Origin of the sequence: Bacillus cereus group sp. BfR-BA-01382, from assembly GCF_022663475.1 — a bacterium.
Taxonomy (GTDB): Bacteria; Bacillota; Bacilli; order Bacillales; family Bacillaceae_G; genus Bacillus_A; species Bacillus_A thuringiensis_S.
In genome coordinates this window covers 1-20,356 of record NZ_JAKUFQ010000009.1, presented here as the reverse complement: position 1 = coordinate 20,356, position 20,356 = coordinate 1, and the positions used below count along the sequence as shown (strand labels likewise).

Sequence of the window (20,356 nt, the reverse complement as noted above, 5' to 3'; positions counted from 1 at the left end):
AATGAAGTTACCACCATTATAGTAACTTATTAAAGATTAAGAGTCAAAAGATAATTTGAATTCTTTCATTATCTTTTCCTTCAAAATGCTATATTGTTTTTCATTTGTATCTGCAAATGCTTCTTCTCGATTTGATTCCACATCCAAATAATTCAATCTTCCATTGAACTGAGTCCCTGTAAAATCAAACCTCTGTCCAACTATACAGATATAAAAATGCCACACCTCCCCTACTTTTGTCTTTTTGATTTTTCCTCCGTATATATCTTGAACGACTAAAGCCGTTACACCACACTATCCCTTTGCCGGATTCTCAATAGTCCACTTTAAACTTGTTTCAATCGACCATGATTTTACTAGTGCTTCATATATCCTTTTTATCTTTACATCATCCATTCTAATCTTCTCCTACTATTAATTGTTTTACACATCATGTTGCAAAAGAGGCAGTAAACGATCCTCAAAAACCGTTGATGGTGTCTCTCCTATTAACTTTGCTCCCATCTTCAAGTAAAACCCTTTTGCATTCGGATCACTATCAATTGTAAAGCTTTTTATTCCTAGTTCCTTTGCTTACTCTATTACAAACTTCCACATTATTTTTCCATACCCCTTTCCTTTGTAACGAGGATGAATGTATAAGAAATCGAGAGCTTTATCGTTATGTAAAAATGAGAAAAACCCAATCTTCGTATTATCGTTTTCTAAAACATATACAAAATTATTTTTTATGTACTCTTCCGTAATTGTTAAATCTTCCTTACAGGCAAGTATGAATTCTTCACTATAATTCCACGTTGCTTTTGAATGTAGTGCGAATTCACTTAATTCATTTGCTTCACTTAATAACGCTTCTCTTATCTTCATGATTCTTTTTCCTCACTTTCAATATGTAAACTACTAAATTGATTCGGAAAGCACTTCAAAAAACCTTTTATTTTCATAAATTAGAAATTACTTTTATAAATCTTTATTATAATCAGTACGATTTTTAACAATTTATTTAAAGAAAAAGAACGCCATCCCTAAAAGTCGGCGTTCTCTTTTTCTAAAATTTAATCTTCAAGCTCACTCATTCGTTTTACTATTTCGTACGATACACACCTATACAGTTTCTACTACCGCTTCAAGCATTGTTCCATTTTTAGCATAGTTCGTATGCCAAGAAAAAGCTTTTTCTAAAATATGAGGAGTTTGTCCACCTCTTGTTTTTGCTTCTTCGTAATAAGCTCGTAGCTGGGCACGATACATTGGATGTACGCAATTCTCAATAATAAGTTCCACTCTTTCTCTTGGCGCAAGTCCCCTTAAGTCAGCATACCCCTGTTCAGTGACGATAACATCTACATCATGTTCAGTATGGTCTACATGAGAAATAAAAGGAACGATGCTTGAAATGTTACCACCTTTCGCAATCGATTTAGTAACAAAGATAGCTAAGCGAGCATTTCTTGCAAAATCACCAGACCCACCAATACCATTCATCATTTTTGTACCTAAAACGTGAGTAGAGTTAACATTTCCGTATATATCTAATTCTAATGCAGTATTAATTGAGATTAATCCAAGGCGACGAATAATTTCAGGATGATTGGAAATCTCTTGTGGACGCATCATTAATTTGTCACGATATTTTTCAAAGTTAGAAAATACTTGTTGCATTTTCTCTTCAGAAAGCGTGATAGAACAACAAGAAGCAAAATTGACTTTTCCAGCATCCATAAGATCAAAAACTGCATCTTGTAAAACCTCGGAATATACTTCTAAATCTTCAAATTCTGAATCTAACATTCCGTGCAATACTGCATTAGCCACTGAACCAATTCCTGATTGTAACGGCGCTAAACGATTTGTTAATCGGCCTACTTTGACTTCTTCTCGAAGGAATTCTATTAAATGCTGTGCCATAATAACAGTTTCTTCATCCGGAGGAACAATTGTCGATGGCGAATCCAATTGATTCGTAAACACAATTCCCTTTACTTTTTCAGGATCAATTTGAATACCAATTGTTCCAATTCGGTCATCTGTTTTCACAAGCGGAATTGGCAGCCTCTCTCCTTGTTTACCTGGTTCATATAGATCATGTAGCCCCTCTAATTGCGCGGATTGAGCCATATTCATTTCAATAATAATAGACTTAGCATTTAAGGAAAACGCTAAGGAATTTCCAATTGAAGTGGTTGGAATAATCATTCCGTCCTCTGTAATCGCAACCGCTTCCAAAATAGCGAAATCTATATCCAGAACGTCAGCGCGGAGTAACTCTGCTGTATGAGACAAATGTTGATCCACAAATAAAAAGTCTCCGTTATTAATTCCTTTTCGCATAGTCGCGTCAGCTTGGAAAGGTAATCTTTTCCCTAAAATTCCTGCCTCAGCAAATAATTTGTCTACATCCGAGCCTAAAGAAGCCCCAGTATAAACATTTACTTTAAAAGATTCATCATTCTTAACTCGGTTTACAAGCGCAAATGGGACTGCTTTTACATCACCTGCACGTGTAAACCCACTTAAGCCTAAAGTCATTCCACTTTGAATCCAGGAAGCTGCTTCCTCAGGTGTAACTACCCGATCTTTTAGACGTTGATCTCTGATTCTATCTAAGTTATTCTCCATATGTAATCCCTCTCTCATTGAATATTCATAATTATTTTACACATTAACACTATCAAAATAGGGATTTTAGTATACAATGCCGAAAATTCAGACAGAACAGCAAATCTAGGTTCTAAAGCAGAAAAACTTAGAATCCTAGAAGCTTACGGAAATAACTAGCGTACGATTGACTAACTGGTACTCTCTCACCATTATCCATTGAAAGTACAAAAGTAGAATGGGTATCAGGATAAATCGCTTTAATATGATTAACATTTACAATAAACGAACGATGACATCTAATAAATGAATCTTTCGGAAGCAAGTATTCGAATTCTTGCAGAGAGTATTTATGTGTTCCTGATAACTCTTCTGAATTCACATACGTCTTTTTATCTTTAGCCTCTAAATACATAACCTTTGAAAAAGGAACCGGAATCCAGCCGTCTGTTGTTTTTAAAGTAACAACTGACTTTCCATCCGTTAAAGCTGGATAAATTGCCGTTACGCACCCTTCAAGCTTTCCATTGTTTGAAAATGGTACAGCCATTCCATGATAAGGAATACCAAAAACATCCCGATTAATAAACTCAGAGGTTTTTTGGTTCATCACCATCGCTTTATGAGCAATCGTTCCTTCCTTTATAGGATCCCCGACACTAATCTTTAAATCAATTCGTTTACTTGGCCGATAGTAAATATATTCTTTCGTATTTGAAACAGCAATTGAAATTTCATCTGAAAATAATTCCCCAACAACATCTAGTAATAAACCTAACGTTCTATCTTCCATTCTATTAACACCTCATTCACTATTATACTACTATTATGAACAGGCATCTGTTGCTTTATAAAAAGGTTGAGTAGAAATTATTCTTAACATCTTGAAAATTTATTTCTACATATTCTTTATTTACAAATTCACTCATAACCATACCTCCAGTTTTTCAAAAAACCTCACTTCAGCATGAAGTGAGGTTTTTTCTTATCCATTATGCGCATCTAACCACGAAATTAAATCTTTAAATACTTCATCCTTATTTACTTCATGAAACATTTCATGTCTACCATTTTCATATAAACGTAGTGTCACGTCTTTCATACCACATTTTTTATAGTTTTCATATACTTCTATTACACCTTTCCCCATATCGCCAACAGGATCACGATCACCAGAGAATATATGTATTGGAAGATTTTTTGGCGTCTTCTTGTATTCTTCTAGTTTATTTACTTCTAATACTCCAGAAAATAATTCTCGGTAAAAACTCGTCGTACAAATGAAACCACATAACGGATCCGCAATATATTTATCAACTTGATTATTATCTGAAGATAACCAATCAAATTTTGTACGATTTGGCTTAAAGTTCGAATTGAAGTTTCCGAAAGATAAAAAATTTAACATTGGACTTTTCGTTTTTTCCCCGCGTAATTTCATCTCAATTGTCGCTACTTTATGACCGATACTTCCTAAAATCCCTGGATTTCCACCAGTTCCTGAAATAAGGAATCCATCATATAATTCACCTTTCAGTTGTACAGCACGTCTTGATAAAAAAGAACCCATACTATGTCCAAGTAAAAATAACGGGCATGTCTGCTCTTTTCTTATCGTTTCTGATACAAAAATAACATCAGAAACAGCCTCATTCCAACCTACATTTGGTTTAAAATGACCATAATCTTCTTCTCTTTTCACTGTTTTCCCATGACCTTTATGATCATGTGCATAAACACCATACCCTGCTTTTAATAACGCAGCAATAAAGTCTGTATAAACACCTGCATGTTCTGTCATACCATGTGCAATTTGAATAATTCCTCGCGGATCTCTTTCTGGTAGCCACTTACGTAAATAAATTTCCGATCCATCCAATGCCGTAACGAAACTTTCCTGTACGTTCATTTCGTCAGCCCCCAACTCTATTATGTATATCAAAAAATGAATATCCATTCATTATTCTTATTATGTATTATATGCAATTGCTTTCATTATGACAAATGCCGCACTTTTCCAATTAGCTCAATAACTATTATGTTGACGAATTTGAAATAAGATTATATAGTTACTTACATAAAGTAATTATTATATTTTTTGGGAGGTTTCTATTATGATGCCATCATTATTTTTAGCACACGGATCACCGATGCTTGCTATTCAAGATACAGACTATACAAGGTTTTTAAAAACACTTGGAGCAACATATAAACCGAAAGCGATTATTATTTTCACTGCTCATTGGGAAAGTGAAGCATTAACGATTTCTTCATCAGATAACGAATATGAAACAATTTATGATTTTGGAGGTTTTCCTCCTGAGTTATACGAAATCAAATATCGTGCGAAAGGTTCTTCTAACATTGCATCTATGTTAGAAACAAAATTTAAAAACAAAGGTATTCCAGTCCATCATAATATGACGAGAGGTTTAGATCATGGCTCATGGACTCTTCTGCACCGCATGTATCCAGAAGCAAATATTCCTGTCGTCCAAATTTCAGTCAATCCATTCCTTCCTGCAAAAGAGCAATTTAAGATTGGAGAAGCACTTAAAGGGCTTGGACAAGAAGATATTTTAATAATCGGTAGCGGTGTTACTGTTCATAACTTACGAGCTTTGAAATGGAATCAAACGACACCCGAACAATGGGCAATTGAATTTGATGATTGGATTATTAAACATATGCAGACTACTGATAAAGATGCATTATTTAATTGGGAGAACAATGCCCCTCATGCACAATTAGCAGTACCAAGAGCAGAGCATTTTGTTCCTTTATTTATCGCTATGGGAAGCGGTGAAAATAACGGTGAAGTCATTCACCGCAGTTATGAGATGGGTACATTAAGTTATCTTTGTCTTCAATTTTAAAGAAAAGGATGAAGCAATCGTTGCTTCATCCTCTTCTTTTTCATTCACTTAGTTAACTAACTTCCAAATGTCGTTTCTCTGATACCTCTTCGTTCTTATTATGAAAATAAACCCAAATGCACGCAATAAATAATAGTGATGATGTAGAGAAGAAAACATATTGGAAGCCCGCATGTGCTGCAATTTGTCCACCAAGTACTGGTCCAATCATATTTCCTAAAAACTGAAACGATTGATTATATCCAAATATTCGTCCCGTTACATGGGTTGGTGTATGTTGTTTTAGTAGAGTTTGTACGGAAGGTAATAATCCTGCTTGTGCGATACCTAATAAAAATCGAAGAATTAATAGTTGCCAAGCTGAGGTTACAAATGCTTGCGGGATAAAAATAATTCCTGCAGCAAACAACGCTACAACTAACGTTTTTTGAGGACCAATTTGATCTGATAATCTACCTAGCTTAGGAGCTGCCATAATAATAGCTAAACCTGTCGCAGACATGACTGCACCTGCAATCATTTCAATATGAGCTGTTCCTGGGCCTTCTAAATTCTTTACATACAATGTAATAATAGGTTGAATTGACATGTTCGCAAGTTGAATAATAAATGTTGTTACAAATAAACTAATAATTAAATGCTTTGATGGAACCATCGTCCATACTTTTTTCGGTTGTACTTTTTTTGCTTGAGCGGAGTGATTCTCTTCATGTAGGAAGAAAAAAACGATGAGAAAAGAAAGGAATAAAAAAGCTCCTGTAACAAGAAAAACATGGCGCATTCCAATTAACTCAGACAAATATCCTCCAAGTAAAGGGCCAAGTAAAGAACCGCTCACGCCCCCAGTTGAAATTGTGGAAATTGCCCAACCTGAATGCTCTTTCGGAGTTTCTGCTGCAATAAATGTCATCGCCGTTGAAAGGAAACCAGATACCGCTCCCATCAAAAATCTTAGTGCGACTAGTTGATACACGTCCGTTACAAACCCCATAAGCGTCATAATAATCGCCATACCAAGGCTCGCACGAATAAGCATCAATTTCCGTCCATGTATATCACCAAGCTTTCCCCATATTGGTGATACGATCGCACCCATTAAAAATGTTACACCAAATGTAAGTCCCGACCACTGTGCAATACTTGAAGTGCCAGTTACTCCTAATTCCTCAATATAAAAAGATAAAAAAGGAATTACTAAACTCATACCGGCTGCAGTGGTAAAACAACCTAGCCAACAAATCATCAAATTTCGTTTCCAGCTGGCCATTTTCACACCTTCTTTCTTTAGATACCCATTCTACACCCTTTCTTGTAAAAAGTTTAGTAATTTGCTTTATTTGTAAAATCCACTACAAAACCCGCTATTTTCTAGTGAAAATCACTACATCTCTACATTATTTTCATAAAAAAACCAACTCCCATATATGGAGTTGGTTAATTACTCTCTACCGGTATTAAACGTGCATTACAACATCGCTCATAAAACTCAACCGGACCTGCTTGTCCAATAATTGCGTATTCATATCCTTCTTTCTTCATACTATGTAAACAACGATATAACAATTGCTTCCCTACACCATTCACACGATTTTTTTTCGCTGTGCCCATTGGACCAAACAATCCCTTCTTTCCTCTCACTACATCATAACAAGCGAAACCTACTATCACTTCTTCTTGTTCTGCTATATAAATAGGTAAATTATCTTTATATGTACGAAATCCATACTCTATTGAATGTAACCAACGTTCACCAAATTCCTCTTTAACAAAACTTGCTAATTTTTCAAAATCAGAAGGGCTAGCCTTTCTAACAGTACAAATTAAGTGATTATAAGTAGGAACAAAACATTTTAGATCGACCGCTAAATCTCTTGGCTCAGCTATAATACGTAATATATCTTTTTTTATTTGTACATTTCCAATAAACGTATCTACATGAAATAGTGCATATATAACATGTCCTTCATTCATTATTACTTGCTGGAAACGTTCCATACGTTTCTTCGCTATTTGTAAAATTTCTAGCACCTTATAAGATACCTTATATTGTCCTATTTTTTCATACTCTTGATACGGTGAGTCGTATTGTTTTCGTATTGAAAGTTTTTCTGAAAACTCTATCCCCACTTTACGGAACAAATACATATACAACTCGCTACAAACTCCAGTACCTTCTTTACACATACCGATAAACAGATGAGCTGGTTGAATGATATTACTTTCTGCCTCTTCTGCTGCAATCTTCAATATGTTATGAACACGTTTTGTAAATTTATACTCCTCCATATGTATCTCCATCCCCTATTACTTTACTAGTAAACCGTAACCATAAATAAGTGAAACGATTATTCCAACTACCAATATACCTGGCAATAAATTTGCCACCTTAATTTTAATAACACCAAGTAAGTTCAATCCAATAGCGGCTATCATAATACCACCTGTAGCTGTCATTTCCACTATAAATTGATTCATTAATTCTTTCGGGACCAAACTATTAATTTGTGTTGCAAAAACCGCAATCCCTCCTTCGTATAAAATAACTGGAATCGCCGAAAATACTACACCAATTCCTAAAGTTGTCGTTAATATAATAGAAATAAATCCATCGATAATCGCCTTTGTAAATAAAATATCATGATTGCCACGAATCCCGCTGTCGAGTGCACCAAGTATGCCCATCGCACCTATTGCAAAAATTAAAGTAGCAGTTACAAAGCCTTCTGATATGCTCCCTTTCCCTTTTGATCCAACTTTATTTTCTAGCCAATCCCCTAAATGTTTTAACTTTCTCTCTAATTGTAGCCATTCCCCGATGACGGTACCAATCACTAAACTTAGTATGACAACAAGAAAATTTTCACTTTTCAATGCCATTTGAAGCCCAAGTACAGTAACCGCTAAACCGATTGCATGCATAATTGTTCCCTTCATACTTTCTGGAATCCTACTAAATAATTTACCTAGTAAAGTACCAAATATAATACAAATCCCATTTACAACTGCTCCTAATATAACCATTTCTTATTCTTCACCCTTCGAATTCTTTATTTCTATATTTTGGTTTATACATTGATTTACAGGTTATCTATATGTTAACTTAATATTAAGAATATTAACAAATGTTTTCCACAACATAAACCGCAATTTTTTTTGTAGTAATACATAATGTGAAACTTTAATTAACGTGAGTTTTATTGCCCACAAATTGCGGTATAAATTCAAAAGGGACGGTATTTATGAAAACTTTACTAAAACGATTTCTGTTAATAGCCTTTTGCATTACACCAATTGTTTTATTAATTAACTACTCTTTTACTTCAAAAGCGAAAGACAAACCCGATTTGCAAAACAAATCTAGTAAAACCGCTTCAACAAGTGAAAAGAAAATAGAAGACCCGGAAATTACACTCACTTTCTCTGGTGATACAATGTTCGATTGGCAATTACGTCCTGTAATCGAAAAAAATGGGGCTGATTATCCATTCCAACATGTAAAAGAAGAAATAACAAAAGCTGATATTTCTTTCGTTAATTTAGAGTCAGCATTTACAACGAGAGAAAAGAAAGCTCCTGGACAACTGTTTTGGATTAAAAGTGATCCATCCACGCTACAAGCTATAAAAAACACTGGATATGACATCGTAAATATCGGAAATAACCATACACTTGATTATGGGCAAGATGGATTATTAGACACGATTTCTCACGTAGAAAAATTAAAATTCCCTTATATCGGAGCCGGAAAAAATGCAAAAGATGCATATACAGCACGAGAAATGACTGTAAAAGGGAAAAAGTTCAAATTTCTTTCCTTCGTTCGATTTATGCCTGATACGAACTGGGTAGCTGGTAACAATAAACCTGGTGTTGCAAACGGATATGATTTAAATCTCGTAACAAAAACAATTAAAGAGCAAAAACAAGATGCAGACTATTTAATCGTCTATATGCATTGGGGCGTTGAAAAATCAAATCGTCCAGTAGAATACCAAAAACAATATGTACCTAAAATGGTTGAAGCAGGAGCTGACGCGATTGTCGGGAGTCACCCGCATTGGTTACAAGGATTTGAGTATTATAATAAAGTTCCTATCGCTTATTCATTAGGTAACTTTTTATTCCCAAGTTATGTGAGTGGGAAAAGCGCCGAAACTGGCGTATTAACTTTAACTTTTAAAGGAAAGGATGTACAAATGTCATTCAATCCTTACATCATTCGTAACAACCAAGTTTCCCCTGTAAATGAGGAAGAAAAGAAAAAAGCTCTTCAATATTTACAAACAATTTCAACTGATGTAGAAATTGATGCTACAGGGAAAATAAAAAACAAACGAAACTAGACAGCTCAAGATCTATTTCTCTGTAACATACATTACAGAATAGGTAATGAACATGCTGAAAGACTTATTAGAAAATGTAAGTTTGTTAGAGAATATTTATAAAATATCTATAGCCGTTCTACTTTTATGTTCAATTTTCTCTGTTAGACTTCTAAAAAAAATAAAACGCGAACGAAAACTTACTACCTTTGAATTTACTATGTATGTAATCATTCGTATTGCGATACTCTTTTGGTTAACTAGCTTTATCCTTCTTGAATATGGAAAATATTTAGTTTAACTATAAAAAGATAGATACAAGTAGCGTTTCTACTGCTTATATCTATCTTTTTTATTTCTAGTAAAACCGTATGTTATCCCTTTCCTTCTATTAAATAAGTAAATCAAACAAGATGGGATTTTTATTAAGCTCCATAAATTGAATATTATTTTCTTTAAAGCGAGTAATTAATTGCTCATAATCTTCTTTATGTTTCAACTCTACGCCGACTAACGCTGGACCATTTTCTTTATTATGTTTCTTAATGTATTCAAAGCGCGTAATATCATCTTCTGGTCCTAATCCTTTATCAAGAAATTCTCTTAGCGCACCTGAACGTTGCGGGAATTCAATAATGAAGTAATGTTTTAATCCTTCGTAAATGAGCGAACGTTCTTTCATTTCTTGCATTCTATCAATATCGTTATTTCCACCACTTAGCGTGCATACAACTGTTTTACCCTTTATTTCATCTCTATATAAATCAAGCGCTGCAATAGATAGTGCACCAGCCGGTTCAGCTACAATTGCATTTTTCTTATACAGTTCTAAAATCGTCGTACAAACTTTTCCCTCTGGTACTAAAACAATGTCATCAATTACATCTTTACAAGTTTCAAATGTTAACTTTCCTACTTTTTTAACAGCTGCCCCATCAACAAAACTATCTATTTTCTCTAATGCGACATTTTCATTTTGAAGAAAAGCCTCTTTCATAGATGCAGCTCCCATCGGCTCTACACCAATAACCTTTGTAGCAGGACTAACACCTTTCACATATGTACCAACACCTGATGCTAACCCACCACCGCCGATTGCCGTAAAGATATAGTCAACCGATTTCTCCATATCATGCATAATTTCAACTGCAACTGTCCCTTGACCAGCAACTACATACGGATCATCAAACGGATGAACGAACGTCATTCTATTTTCTTCACAATAGCGCTGCGCTTCTTGGAAAGAGCTATCAAATGTATCACCAACTAATACGATTTCCGCAAAATCACCACCGAAAAATTGTACTTGTGATACTTTTTGTTTAGGTGTTGTCGTCGGCATGAAGATTTTTGACGCAATCTTCAATAAATTACACGTATAAGCAACTCCTTGCGCATGATTACCAGCGCTCGCGCATACAACACCGTTTTGTAATTGTTCTTTTGATAAACTTTGAATTAAATTGTACGCACCACGAATTTTGAAAGAGCGAATCAATTGTAAGTCTTCTCGTTTTACATAAACGTCACAATCATATTTCTCAGATAAAACTGTATCACGTTGTAACGGTGTTTTAATAACGATATCTTTCATGCAATTATGAGCCATTAAGATATCTTCAATTTTCACTCTCTCCTTTACCTTCTGCACCATTATATATCATCCTTATCTCTTTTAAATTGGCTCAATCAAAATCCGGGATTTTTAGAACTGCACCTGTATTCGCCGATGTTACCATCTGTGCATAACGTCCAAGCCAGCCAGTTTTCACTTTCGCTTCTGGTCGTTTCCATTCTTTTTTACGCTTATCTAATTCTTCATCACTAACTCTTACTTCTAGCAAGCGTTCTTCAACATCAATACATACAATATCCCCTTGTTCAAGAAGTGCAATCGTTCCACCCGCAGCTGCTTCTGGTGAAATATGTCCTACTGAAATACCACGTGAAGCACCCGAGAAACGACCATCCGTTAATAGCGCAACATCTGCACCTAATCCCATTCCAGCAATCGCTGAAGTTGGCGCTAACATCTCTGGCATACCAGGGCCACCTCTTGGTCCTTCATAGCGAATAACAACTACATCGCCTTTCTTCACTTTTCCAAGCATAATGCCCGCAAGCGCCTCATCTTGTGAATTAAAAATAACGCAAGGTCCTTCAAAACGCTTTACCTCTGTTGCACCGCTTTTAATAACCGCTCCATCTTTCGCAAGGTTTCCTTTTAATATACGTAATCCCCCTTCTTCACTATGAGGGTTTTCGAGAGAATGAATAACTTCCTTATCTTTAATCTCTGCATGAGCAATGTTTTCTCTTAACGTCTGCCCGGTAGCCGTTATTCGGTCTAGATGAAGCACCCCTTCTTTTCGGCTTATCTCTTTCAAAATTGCACTAATCCCGCCCGCTCGATCAATATCTTCCATGTGCCAATTGGAAGCAGGGCTTACTTTACATAAATGTGGTACACGTCTTGAAACGGCATCAATGCGATTCATATCGTAATCTAAACCCGCTTCTTGTGCGAGAGCTAATGTGTGCAATACTGTATTCGTTGATCCACCCATTGCCATATCAAGCGCGAACGCATCATCAATCGCTTCTTCCGTTACGATGTCTCTTGGTTTAATATCTCTTTCAATTAAAATTTTTAATTTCTCTGCTGCTTGTTTAATTAACTCTTCACGTCTTGGATCAATTGCTAAAATACTCCCGTTACCAGGAAGAGCTAAACCTAACACTTCACATAAACAGTTCATAGAGTTCGCCGTAAACATTCCGGAACAAGAACCACAAGATGGACAGCCATGATCTTCAATATCCTTTAATTCTTCTTCTGAAATTTTCCCAGATTGATAAGCTCCTACTCCTTCAAAAACAGAACTTAAATCGACAACTTCTCCTTTAGATGTTTTTCCTGCTGCCATCGGGCCGCCTGAAACAAACACAGTCGGAATGTTAATACGTAGTGCAGCCATCATCATACCAGGTGTAATTTTGTCACAATTTGGGATACAAATCATGCCGTCAAACCAGTGTGCATTTACAACCGTTTCTACTGAATCTGCAATAATTTCACGACTCGGAAGAGAATAACGCATACCGATATGTCCCATCGCAATACCATCGTCAACTCCAATCGTATTGAATTCGAATGGTACCATACCTGCCGCGCGAACTGCCTCTTTTACAAGTTTCCCAAACTCGTTCAAGTGCTTATGCCCTGGAATAATTTCAATAAAAGAATTACAAATCGCTATGAAAGGTTTATCAAAATCTTCATCTTTCAAACCAGTTGCTTTTAATAAACTACGGTGCGGCGCTTTATCAAAACCTTTTTTAATCATGTCACTTCTCATCTTGTCAAATCCCCTCTTACGTATTTTTCACTTACAATCACTTACTCTATTTTTTCACTAATTCTTTCGGTGCATGAATCCAGCTCATCATTTCACGAAGCTCTGCCCCTACTTTTTCTAACTGATGATTTCGCTCTGCTTTTTTCATCGCATTATACGTTGGACGCCCTGCTTGATTTTCTAAAATCCATTTCTTCGCAAATTCACCTTGCTGAATTTCTGTCAAAACACGCTTCATTTCCTTCTTCGTTTCATCTGTAACAATTCTCGATCCTGTTACATAATCTCCGAACTCTGCCGTATCTGAAATAGAATGGCGCATATTCGTTAAACCGCCTTCGTACATTAAATCAACAATTAACTTTAATTCATGCAAACATTCAAAGTATGCAATTTCAGGTCGATATCCACCTTCTGTTAATGTTTCAAAACCAGCTTTCACAAGCGCAGTTACCCCGCCGCAAAGCACTGCTTGCTCTCCGAATAAATCCGTCTCTGTTTCTTCTTGGAATGTCGTTTCAATTACGCCTGCACGTGTACAGCCTACACCTTTTGCATACGCAAGAGCTAAACTTAATGCTGTTCCTGTTGCATCTTGATGTACTGCCACTAATGCCAGAACACCATTTCCTTCTTGAAATACACGACGAACGAGGTGACCTGGACTTTTTGGCGCGACCATCGCTACATCTACGTAACTTGGCGGGTTAATTTGTCCGAAGTGAATATTAAATCCATGTGAGAAAAGTAACATGTGTCCTTCACGAAGATTCTCTTCTACCTCTGCTTTATACACATAAGCTTGCTGTTCATCTGGCAATAACATTTGTACAACTTGTGCGGTTCGAACCGCTTCTGAAACAGACATTACTTCAAATCCATCTGCTTTCGCTACTTCATACGACTTACCAGGACGAACACCAACTACAACTTCTACACCAGAATCACGTAAATTTTGTGCTTGCGCATGACCTTGTGATCCATAACCAACTACTGCAACAGTTTTTCCTTGTAATAACTCTACATTTGCATCTTTCTCATAATATGTTTTCATATTCCATACACTCCTTATAATTTATTTACTTGCAGTACATCAATTAATTTTTTCAACTGACTAACAAGTAATGTCGCTTCATTTTCAGTACAAACTGCTGTGAGTTTCATTTCAGAAACACCACTTGTATCTCTTTCATTTAAATGTAAAGAAGAAATATAATAACCACGCCGAGCAAAAATCCCACTTATACGTAATAAGACGCTTGGCTCGTTATGAATAACGAGTGAAAAAGTATGACTCATTCTTCCCACCTCTTCATAATCATTTCGTTATTCCCTTTGTTTGGCGGAACCATCGGAAATACGTTTTCACCTTCTTCTACACAAAAATCAACTACGGCAGGACCTTCATGAGCAAATGCTTCTAACATCACTTGTTTCGCCTCTGTTGAATTTGTCGCTCTTAATCCCTTCACTCCATAAGCTTCTGCCACTTTCACAAAATCTGGCGATCCAATTTTTGATTCTGATAAACGATTTTCATAAAACATTTCTTGCCATTGCCTTACCATCCCTAAAAATTTGTTATTTATGATAAATACTTTTACAGGGATGTTATTTTCAGCAATTGTTTGTAGTTCTTGAATGTTCATTTGAAAAGAAGCATCACCTGCAATACAAATGACAAGTTCTTCTTTTTTAGCTAGCTGAGCACCAATTGCTGCTGGAAAACCAAACCCCATCGTTCCTAATCCTCCAGAGGTAAGGAACGTCCGAGGTTTTCTTGCTTTATAGAAGTGAGCAGCCCACATTTGATGCTGTCCTACTTCTGTTGTGACAATCGCTTCACCATTCGTTAATTCACTTACTAAGTTGATCACATGCTGTGGTTTTAACTCAGATTCTTTTTGCTTATAAGAAAGTGGATATTCTTCTTTCCATGCCTTTACTTTCTGAAGCCATTCGTCTGTTTGTGTATAAATAGACATATGTAACAACATGTGTAACGCTTTTTTCACATCACCAACAATGGGATGCTCTACAGTTACATTTTTATGAAACTCAGAAGGATCAATATCAATATGTACTTTTTTCGAGTGCGGAGAAAAAAGTTCTAATTTTCCTGTTACACGATCATCGAAGCGAACACCTAATGCAAGTAGTAAATCACATTCTGTTACCGCCATATTAGCAGCGTATGTCCCATGCATACCAAGCATCCCTAAAAACAATGGATCTCCCGGTGGATATGCACCAAGTCCCATTAAAGTTGAAACGACTGGAATACGGTTCTCCCTTGCGAATTCAAAAAGTTCATCGGATCCACCTGAATGAATGACACCTCCCCCAATATAAAGAAGCGGACGCTTTGATTTTGAAATTGCTTTAGCTACCTCTCTAAGTTTCATGCTGTCTGGTACAAGTTCTGGTTTGTACCCCGGAATATCAACTTCTTCATTAAAGAAACTGGTGACTTTTGCATTTTGAACATCTTTTGGAATATCGATTAATACTGGTCCCGGGCGTCCGCTTTCGGCGATGTAAAAAGCTTCTTGCACAATTCGTGATACATGATTTACATCACGAACTTGGTAATTATGCTTCGTAACAGGTACTGTAATTCCGACAACATCCGCTTCTTGAAATCCATCTTTACCAATTAAAGGCGTTGCAACTTGGCCGGTAATGACAACTAAAGGAATCGAATCCATATAAGCGTCTGCTAAGCCGGTAACTAAATTTGTCGCCCCTGGGCCAGAGGTAGCAAAGACTACCCCGACCTTTCCAGAAGCTCTCGCATATCCTTCAGCCGCATGAATGGCAGCTTGTTCATGACGAGTTAAAACATGTTTCAAACCACTTTCGTATAACGCATTGTATACTGGTAAGATCGCTCCGCCTGGATAGCCGAAAACGGTCGTTACACCCAATTTCTTCAAACATTGAATCACGTGCCCAGCGCCTGTCATTTCTTCACACTGTAACTTCTCATACGCTGTATACTGCTGCTTCATTTCAATTAACTCCTCTCCTTATTTATGCTAAGCTTTCCGTCAGCCCGGGAACACGTACTCCTCTTTCTCTCGTTAATTTTTTAAATTCTTCGGTCAATTGTTTCGTTACACTTCCTGGTTTCCCATCTCCAATTTCTCTCGAATCAACTTTTACAACTGGAATTAACTCCGCTGCTGTTCCTGTTAAAAATACTTCATCCGCTACATATACATCATGGCGAGTGAATGGTCTTTCCTCACATGGAATACTCAGTCGTTCACATAGCTCGATAACACTATTTCTCGTAATACCTTCTAATGCTCCTAAATAGGATGGTGGGGTTAATACTTTTCCATCTTTCACAACGAAAACATTATCGCCAGAACCTTCACAAACATATCCTTGTTGATTTAACATAAGAGCCTCTAACACTCCTGCTTGTGCCGCTTCAATTTTTACAAGTACGTTATTTAAGTAGTTCATTGACTTAATGCGTGGATCTAATGCATCTGGCGTATTACGTCTTGATGCAACAGATACAACGCTTAATCCATTATCGTAAAATTCCTGAGGGAATAACTTTAATTGTTCTGCAATGATAATAACGCTCGGTTTCACACAACTTCTAGGGTCGAGCCCTAAGTCACCTTTTCCTCGTGAAACAATTAAACGAATGTAAGCATCCGCATACTCATTTTTTTGCAACGTTTGTAAAACTGCTTCTTCCATTTCGTCAACTGTCAGTGGGACTGTAAGTAAAATAGATTTTGCCGATTCATATAATCGTTTTACATGTTCTTTTAAACAAAATACATTTCCTCCGTAACTACGAATCCCTTCAAATACACCGTCTCCGTATAAAAAGCCGTGATCATATACTGAAACAACTGCCTTTTCTTTTTCTACAAATTCCCCATTCATGTAAATGTACTGGTTTCCCATCTCACATCGCTCCTCTTTTTTTCTCTATTTTTTGCAATCTATTTCTACATCGATTGCTGAGATGAGTATTTTTTACAGAATATTCAGTATATAAATATTAAAAATATACTCGTCTCAACAATCGATTACTTACATACTTGTAGCAATCCATTGCTGAGACGAGGGAATCGTGGTACCACTCAGCTTCCTTACACTTCTCACGAAATATAAGCTCTGCAAGTCCAATTAGACTTTTGTTTTTCTATCGGGAACAAACCCGCTACTTTTTACTAATTTTCAAAAGTAGTGCTCCGAGGTGATTTTCAATGAGTGCATTGTTACCACCCTCACAGCCTCGGGGCAGCTCTCTGAAACAATCTTTATCATTTACTCTCCTCTTCCACGCATTCTCTTATTCTATTTTCTAAAATAAAAACTCTCGCCTCAGCAATCAACTACTACAATTTAGTAGCTTTGATTGCTGAGGCGAGAGTTTCGCGTTACCACTCAGCTTCCTTATACTTCTCGCGAAATATAAGCTTCGTAGGTCCAATTAGACCCCCGTCCTTTTACCGGAGACGATGCCGCCGCCCTCTACTCAGTTTCCCTTTCGCAAGCGATGCTCCGAGGTGATCTTCAATGATTTGATTGTTACTACTCTCGCAGCCTTGGAGTAGCTCTCTGAAACGATCATAATCATCTACTTTCCTCTTCTTTGCATATACAACATATAAAGTTAGAAAATTTTTAATTAACTTTTATTTGTTACACGTATTATAGGACGTTGTTCTTTTCTTTGTCAACATGTTTTTTCAAAAAAAATCTAAATTCATTCTATTTATTTTTTCTCAAATCAAAATTGGAATGAATTACTTACATACACTCATATATTGCTTAAGTATGTTTGCACTACTACATAAAGAAAAATTTATGAGGAGATGAGAAAACTATGTTAAAAGGGAAAGTAGCGTTAGTTACAGGAGCAAGCCGAGGAATTGGACGAGCGATCGCTAAACGTTTAGCAAATGACGGTGCATTGGTTGCTGTTCATTACGGTAATCGAAAAGATGACGCTGAAGAAACTGTTCATGAAATTCAATCAAATGGTGGCCAAGCTTTTTCTATCGGCGCAAATTTAGAATCCTTACATGGTGTAGAAAACCTTTATAAAGCTTTAGATACTGAATTACAAAAGCGCACTGGTGAAACACAATTTGATATTTTAATAAACAATGCTGGCATTGGTCCTGGTGCTTTTATTGAAGAAACGACTGAACAATTTTTTGATAGAATGTTTTCAGTAAATGCAAAAGCACCATTCTTTATCATTCAACAAGCACTGCCACGTTTACGTGACAATAGCCGAATTATTAATATTTCATCCGCTGCGACCCGCATTTCTTTACCTGATTTTGTTGCATATAGTATGACGAAAGGCGCTATTAATACAATGACTTTTACACTAGCAAAACAGCTTGGAGCACGAGGAATAACGGTGAATGCAATACTTCCAGGATTTATTAAAACAGATATGAATGCAGAACTCTTGAGCGACCCGATGATGAAGCAGTACGCTACTACTATTTCCGCTTTCAATCGCTTAGGTGAAGTAGAAGACATTGCCGATACTGCTGCATTTCTTGCTTCTCCAGACAGCCGCTGGGTTACTGGACAATTAATTGATGTGAGCGGAGGATCTTGTTTATAAAAAACATATATTTTCAAATCTTTTTTATTGCGCAATAAAACAATTTATATAATACTATATAAAACATATACATTTAGGAGGATTACAGCAATGTCCGAAAAAACATACGAACTCGCAACCTTCGCAGGCGGTTGCTTTTGGTGCATGGTAAAACCATTTGATGAACTTCCTGGTATTCATAAAGTACTTTCTGGCTATGCAGGAGGTCATGTAGAAAACCCAACATATGAACAAGTAAAAACCGGAACATCTGGACATTTAGAAGTTGTTCAAATTACATTCGATCCTTCTATTTTTCCTTATCAGAAATTACTAGACTTATATTGGCCACAAATCGATCCAACTGATGATGGCGGACAATTCTTTGACCGTGGTCCATCTTATCGTACCGCTATTTTTTATCATAACGAAACACAAAAAGGGCTTGCTGAAAAATCAAAACAAGCTCTTGCAGAAAGCAGTATGTTTAAAGATCCAATCGTGACTGAAATTCGTCCTGCTGCACCTTTTTACGAAGCAGATGACTACCACCAACATTTCTATAAAAAGAATCCAGAGAAATATGCTACTGAGCAAAAAGAATCTGGCCGTGAAGACTTTATTAAAGAAAATTGGCAAAAAAAATAATAAAAACGCATCGTGCTTTTTTAGTACGATGCGTTTTTATTTTTGATAAAAGTACCATACAATTAACAGAACAATTGCTGTTAGTGACCAAAGTACTATCTCGTTTTTCACTCTATTCTTTTTCTTAGTCATTTCATTCCCTCCTAATAACAATTAAACATATTCAAGTTTTTCTTTGTTTAATTGTCCACCTTATATACATGAATACATCCTTACAAATTCTAATAGCAAGACCACCAATAATTCCGATTGCAATTGAAATTACTAACATCTGTCCAAAACTAAAAGAATTTGTGTACGTTATGTAGAGAACGATACATATAAGTAAAACATCCGGTAAAGAAAGTAAAAACCTTTTAAGCATTCCTTTATTCTCCTCTATACTTTATTTATATCTTCTACTGTAATTTTGAAAGAAAGTTTGTTCAAAAATTCCATTTAGACCCTCATTTTACGAAAAATAATAAGAATCCCTTTTTAAAAGAGATTCTTATTCAGCAGATTTAAGTTTAATTATTTTCTACATATCCTATTCCATAATTACTCCTAAAATAGAATAATATTACTAATCATTTATTGTAAATTGACTATTTGCCAGGCGACCGAATGTCGCGCCAGCTACCTACATCACATTGGCCAAATTCATTATTACCTACCGCGACCACCGTGCCGTCTGATTTTAGTCCGACTGTATGTGCACAACCAGCCGCTATCGCTACAATATCGCGCCAATCGCTTACGTTACATTGACCATACTCATTCCAGCCCACGGCCACCACGGTACCGTCTAATTTTAGTCCGATTGTATGATTCGTACCAGCCGCTATTGCTACAATATCTATCCAGCCACTCACATCACACTGGTTATGTTTATCATTCCCCACTGCTGTCACCGTACCGTCTCGTTTAAGACCAACAGTATGAAGATACCCAGCCTTGACCGATACAATACCT

The 20,356-nt window shown here is 36.3% G+C and carries 19 protein-coding genes, 2 pseudogenes and 2 other annotated features; of the genes and pseudogenes, 5 read left to right on the top strand and 16 right to left on the bottom strand.

The features are described from left to right. Window positions 1-36 precede the first annotated feature (36 nt). The 5 genes and pseudogenes from MR160_RS06295 to MR160_RS06275 form a co-directional block, all read right to left on the bottom strand. Window positions 37-396, bottom strand: a pseudogene (locus MR160_RS06295) (YunG family protein). Window positions 397-423: 27 nt separating this feature from the next. Then, a pseudogene (locus tag MR160_RS06290) lies at window positions 424-867 on the bottom strand (GNAT family N-acetyltransferase). A gap of 237 nt (window positions 868-1,104) precedes the next feature. Continuing rightward, the gene (locus tag MR160_RS06285) at window positions 1,105-2,619 is read right to left on the bottom strand and encodes an acetyl-CoA hydrolase/transferase family protein (protein ID WP_000429818.1); all 1,515 of its coding nucleotides are present in this window, start codon (window positions 2,617-2,619) and stop codon (window positions 1,105-1,107) included. 127 nt (window positions 2,620-2,746) lie between these two features. Beyond that, window positions 2,747-3,391, bottom strand: coding sequence for a LytTR family DNA-binding domain-containing protein (locus MR160_RS06280; RefSeq protein WP_000390209.1), 645 nt, complete (start codon window positions 3,389-3,391; stop codon window positions 2,747-2,749). A gap of 192 nt (window positions 3,392-3,583) precedes the next feature. Further along, on the bottom strand, window positions 3,584-4,507 hold the full coding sequence (locus MR160_RS06275; RefSeq protein ID WP_001102606.1) for an alpha/beta hydrolase: 924 nt from the start codon (window positions 4,505-4,507) through the stop codon (window positions 3,584-3,586). Window positions 4,508-4,712: 205 nt separating this feature from the next. Between MR160_RS06275 and MR160_RS06270 the strand changes: the two genes are divergently transcribed. Next, window positions 4,713-5,474, top strand: coding sequence for a DODA-type extradiol aromatic ring-opening family dioxygenase (locus tag MR160_RS06270; RefSeq protein WP_000982885.1), 762 nt, complete (start codon window positions 4,713-4,715; stop codon window positions 5,472-5,474). 52 nt (window positions 5,475-5,526) lie between these two features. Here MR160_RS06270 and MR160_RS06265 read toward each other — a convergent pair whose 3' ends face one another. From MR160_RS06265 to MR160_RS06255, 3 genes are all read right to left on the bottom strand, one after another. After that, entirely contained in the window at window positions 5,527-6,741 is a 1,215-nt protein-coding gene (locus MR160_RS06265) for a multidrug efflux MFS transporter (RefSeq protein WP_000179323.1), read from the bottom strand. Window positions 6,742-6,908: 167 nt separating this feature from the next. Then, window positions 6,909-7,760 carry a GNAT family N-acetyltransferase gene (locus tag MR160_RS06260; protein WP_000393444.1) on the bottom strand — a complete coding sequence of 284 codons (852 nt, stop codon included), beginning with the start codon at window positions 7,758-7,760 and terminating at the stop codon, window positions 6,909-6,911. A gap of 18 nt (window positions 7,761-7,778) precedes the next feature. After that, complete coding sequence (locus MR160_RS06255; protein WP_000236049.1) at window positions 7,779-8,495, bottom strand: DUF554 domain-containing protein; 717 nt, start codon at window positions 8,493-8,495, stop codon at window positions 7,779-7,781. A 218-nt stretch (window positions 8,496-8,713) separates the two neighbouring features. Between MR160_RS06255 and MR160_RS06250 the strand changes: the two genes are divergently transcribed. Together MR160_RS06250 and MR160_RS06245 are read left to right on the top strand one after the other, a co-directional pair. Beyond that, entirely contained in the window at window positions 8,714-9,817 is a 1,104-nt protein-coding gene (locus MR160_RS06250) for a CapA family protein (RefSeq protein WP_000854495.1), read from the top strand. A gap of 52 nt (window positions 9,818-9,869) precedes the next feature. After that, entirely contained in the window at window positions 9,870-10,097 is a 228-nt protein-coding gene (locus MR160_RS06245; RefSeq protein ID WP_000910225.1) for a hypothetical protein, read from the top strand. 90 nt (window positions 10,098-10,187) lie between these two features. On the opposite strand, the gene ilvA is transcribed toward MR160_RS06245, so the two are convergent. Genes ilvA through ilvE form a run of 6 tightly spaced genes read right to left on the bottom strand, consistent with a single transcriptional unit; the run spans window position 10,188 to window position 17,088 of the window. Next, on the bottom strand, window positions 10,188-11,450 hold the full coding sequence (gene ilvA / locus MR160_RS06240; protein ID WP_000250342.1) for a threonine ammonia-lyase IlvA: 1,263 nt from the start codon (window positions 11,448-11,450) through the stop codon (window positions 10,188-10,190). Window positions 11,451-11,481: 31 nt separating this feature from the next. Then, on the bottom strand, window positions 11,482-13,155 hold the full coding sequence (gene ilvD / locus MR160_RS06235; protein ID WP_001255811.1) for a dihydroxy-acid dehydratase: 1,674 nt from the start codon (window positions 13,153-13,155) through the stop codon (window positions 11,482-11,484). 46 nt (window positions 13,156-13,201) lie between these two features. Continuing rightward, a complete protein-coding gene (gene ilvC / locus MR160_RS06230) occupies window positions 13,202-14,209 on the bottom strand; it encodes a ketol-acid reductoisomerase (protein ID WP_242297107.1) in 1,008 nt (335 codons plus the stop codon). A 14-nt stretch (window positions 14,210-14,223) separates the two neighbouring features. Beyond that, window positions 14,224-14,454, bottom strand: coding sequence for an ACT domain-containing protein (locus MR160_RS06225; protein WP_000019916.1), 231 nt, complete (start codon window positions 14,452-14,454; stop codon window positions 14,224-14,226). After that, window positions 14,451-16,166: an acetolactate synthase large subunit gene (gene ilvB, locus MR160_RS06220; protein WP_000813470.1), complete on the bottom strand. Its 1,716-nt coding sequence runs from the start codon at window positions 16,164-16,166 to the stop codon at window positions 14,451-14,453. Before ilvB ends, MR160_RS06225 begins: the two co-directional genes overlap by 4 nt. Before the next feature lie 22 nt (window positions 16,167-16,188). Further along, window positions 16,189-17,088, bottom strand: coding sequence for a branched-chain-amino-acid transaminase (gene ilvE, locus MR160_RS06215; protein WP_000528163.1), 900 nt, complete (start codon window positions 17,086-17,088; stop codon window positions 16,189-16,191). A 151-nt stretch (window positions 17,089-17,239) separates the two neighbouring features. Continuing rightward, window positions 17,240-17,479: a binding site (T-box leader), on the bottom strand. A 67-nt stretch (window positions 17,480-17,546) separates the two neighbouring features. Continuing rightward, window positions 17,547-17,792, bottom strand: a binding site (T-box leader). Window positions 17,793-18,016: 224 nt separating this feature from the next. Between ilvE and MR160_RS06210 the strand changes: the two genes are divergently transcribed. Together MR160_RS06210 and msrA are read left to right on the top strand one after the other, a co-directional pair. Further along, window positions 18,017-18,775: an SDR family oxidoreductase gene (locus MR160_RS06210; RefSeq protein ID WP_000911802.1), complete on the top strand. Its 759-nt coding sequence runs from the start codon at window positions 18,017-18,019 to the stop codon at window positions 18,773-18,775. A 90-nt stretch (window positions 18,776-18,865) separates the two neighbouring features. Next, window positions 18,866-19,402 (top strand): peptide-methionine (S)-S-oxide reductase MsrA, encoded by a 537-nt coding sequence (msrA, locus tag MR160_RS06205; protein ID WP_001291894.1) that lies wholly within the window; start codon window positions 18,866-18,868, stop codon window positions 19,400-19,402. A gap of 163 nt (window positions 19,403-19,565) precedes the next feature. On the opposite strand, the gene MR160_RS06200 is transcribed toward msrA, so the two are convergent. Beyond that, on the bottom strand, window positions 19,566-19,766 hold the full coding sequence (locus MR160_RS06200; RefSeq protein WP_000919318.1) for a hypothetical protein: 201 nt from the start codon (window positions 19,764-19,766) through the stop codon (window positions 19,566-19,568). A gap of 223 nt (window positions 19,767-19,989) precedes the next feature. Next, the coding region (locus tag MR160_RS06195) for an RCC1 domain-containing protein (protein ID WP_481746732.1) at window positions 19,990-20,356 on the bottom strand (367 nt) is incomplete at its 5' end.

Coding starts and splice junctions, on each gene's coding strand:
- MR160_RS06285 (WP_000429818.1), bottom strand. CDS start 2,619: ATGGAGAATAACTTAGATAGAATCAGAGATCAACGTCTAAAAGATCGG.
- MR160_RS06280 (WP_000390209.1), bottom strand. CDS start 3,391: ATGGAAGATAGAACGTTAGGTTTATTACTAGATGTTGTTGGGGAATTA.
- MR160_RS06275 (WP_001102606.1), bottom strand. CDS start 4,507: ATGAACGTACAGGAAAGTTTCGTTACGGCATTGGATGGATCGGAAATT.
- MR160_RS06270 (WP_000982885.1), top strand. CDS start 4,713: ATGATGCCATCATTATTTTTAGCACACGGATCACCGATGCTTGCTATT.
- MR160_RS06265 (WP_000179323.1), bottom strand. CDS start 6,741: ATGGCCAGCTGGAAACGAAATTTGATGATTTGTTGGCTAGGTTGTTTT.
- MR160_RS06260 (WP_000393444.1), bottom strand. CDS start 7,760: ATGGAGGAGTATAAATTTACAAAACGTGTTCATAACATATTGAAGATT.
- MR160_RS06255 (WP_000236049.1), bottom strand. CDS start 8,495: ATGGTTATATTAGGAGCAGTTGTAAATGGGATTTGTATTATATTTGGT.
- MR160_RS06250 (WP_000854495.1), top strand. CDS start 8,714: ATGAAAACTTTACTAAAACGATTTCTGTTAATAGCCTTTTGCATTACA.
- MR160_RS06245 (WP_000910225.1), top strand. CDS start 9,870: ATGCTGAAAGACTTATTAGAAAATGTAAGTTTGTTAGAGAATATTTAT.
- ilvA (WP_000250342.1), bottom strand. CDS start 11,450: ATGGTGCAGAAGGTAAAGGAGAGAGTGAAAATTGAAGATATCTTAATG.
- ilvD (WP_001255811.1), bottom strand. CDS start 13,155: ATGAGAAGTGACATGATTAAAAAAGGTTTTGATAAAGCGCCGCACCGT.
- ilvC (WP_242297107.1), bottom strand. CDS start 14,209: ATGAAAACATATTATGAGAAAGATGCAAATGTAGAGTTATTACAAGGA.
- MR160_RS06225 (WP_000019916.1), bottom strand. CDS start 14,454: ATGAGTCATACTTTTTCACTCGTTATTCATAACGAGCCAAGCGTCTTA.
- ilvB (WP_000813470.1), bottom strand. CDS start 16,166: ATGAAGCAGCAGTATACAGCGTATGAGAAGTTACAGTGTGAAGAAATG.
- ilvE (WP_000528163.1), bottom strand. CDS start 17,088: ATGGGAAACCAGTACATTTACATGAATGGGGAATTTGTAGAAAAAGAA.
- MR160_RS06210 (WP_000911802.1), top strand. CDS start 18,017: ATGTTAAAAGGGAAAGTAGCGTTAGTTACAGGAGCAAGCCGAGGAATT.
- msrA (WP_001291894.1), top strand. CDS start 18,866: ATGTCCGAAAAAACATACGAACTCGCAACCTTCGCAGGCGGTTGCTTT.
- MR160_RS06200 (WP_000919318.1), bottom strand. CDS start 19,766: ATGCTTAAAAGGTTTTTACTTTCTTTACCGGATGTTTTACTTATATGT.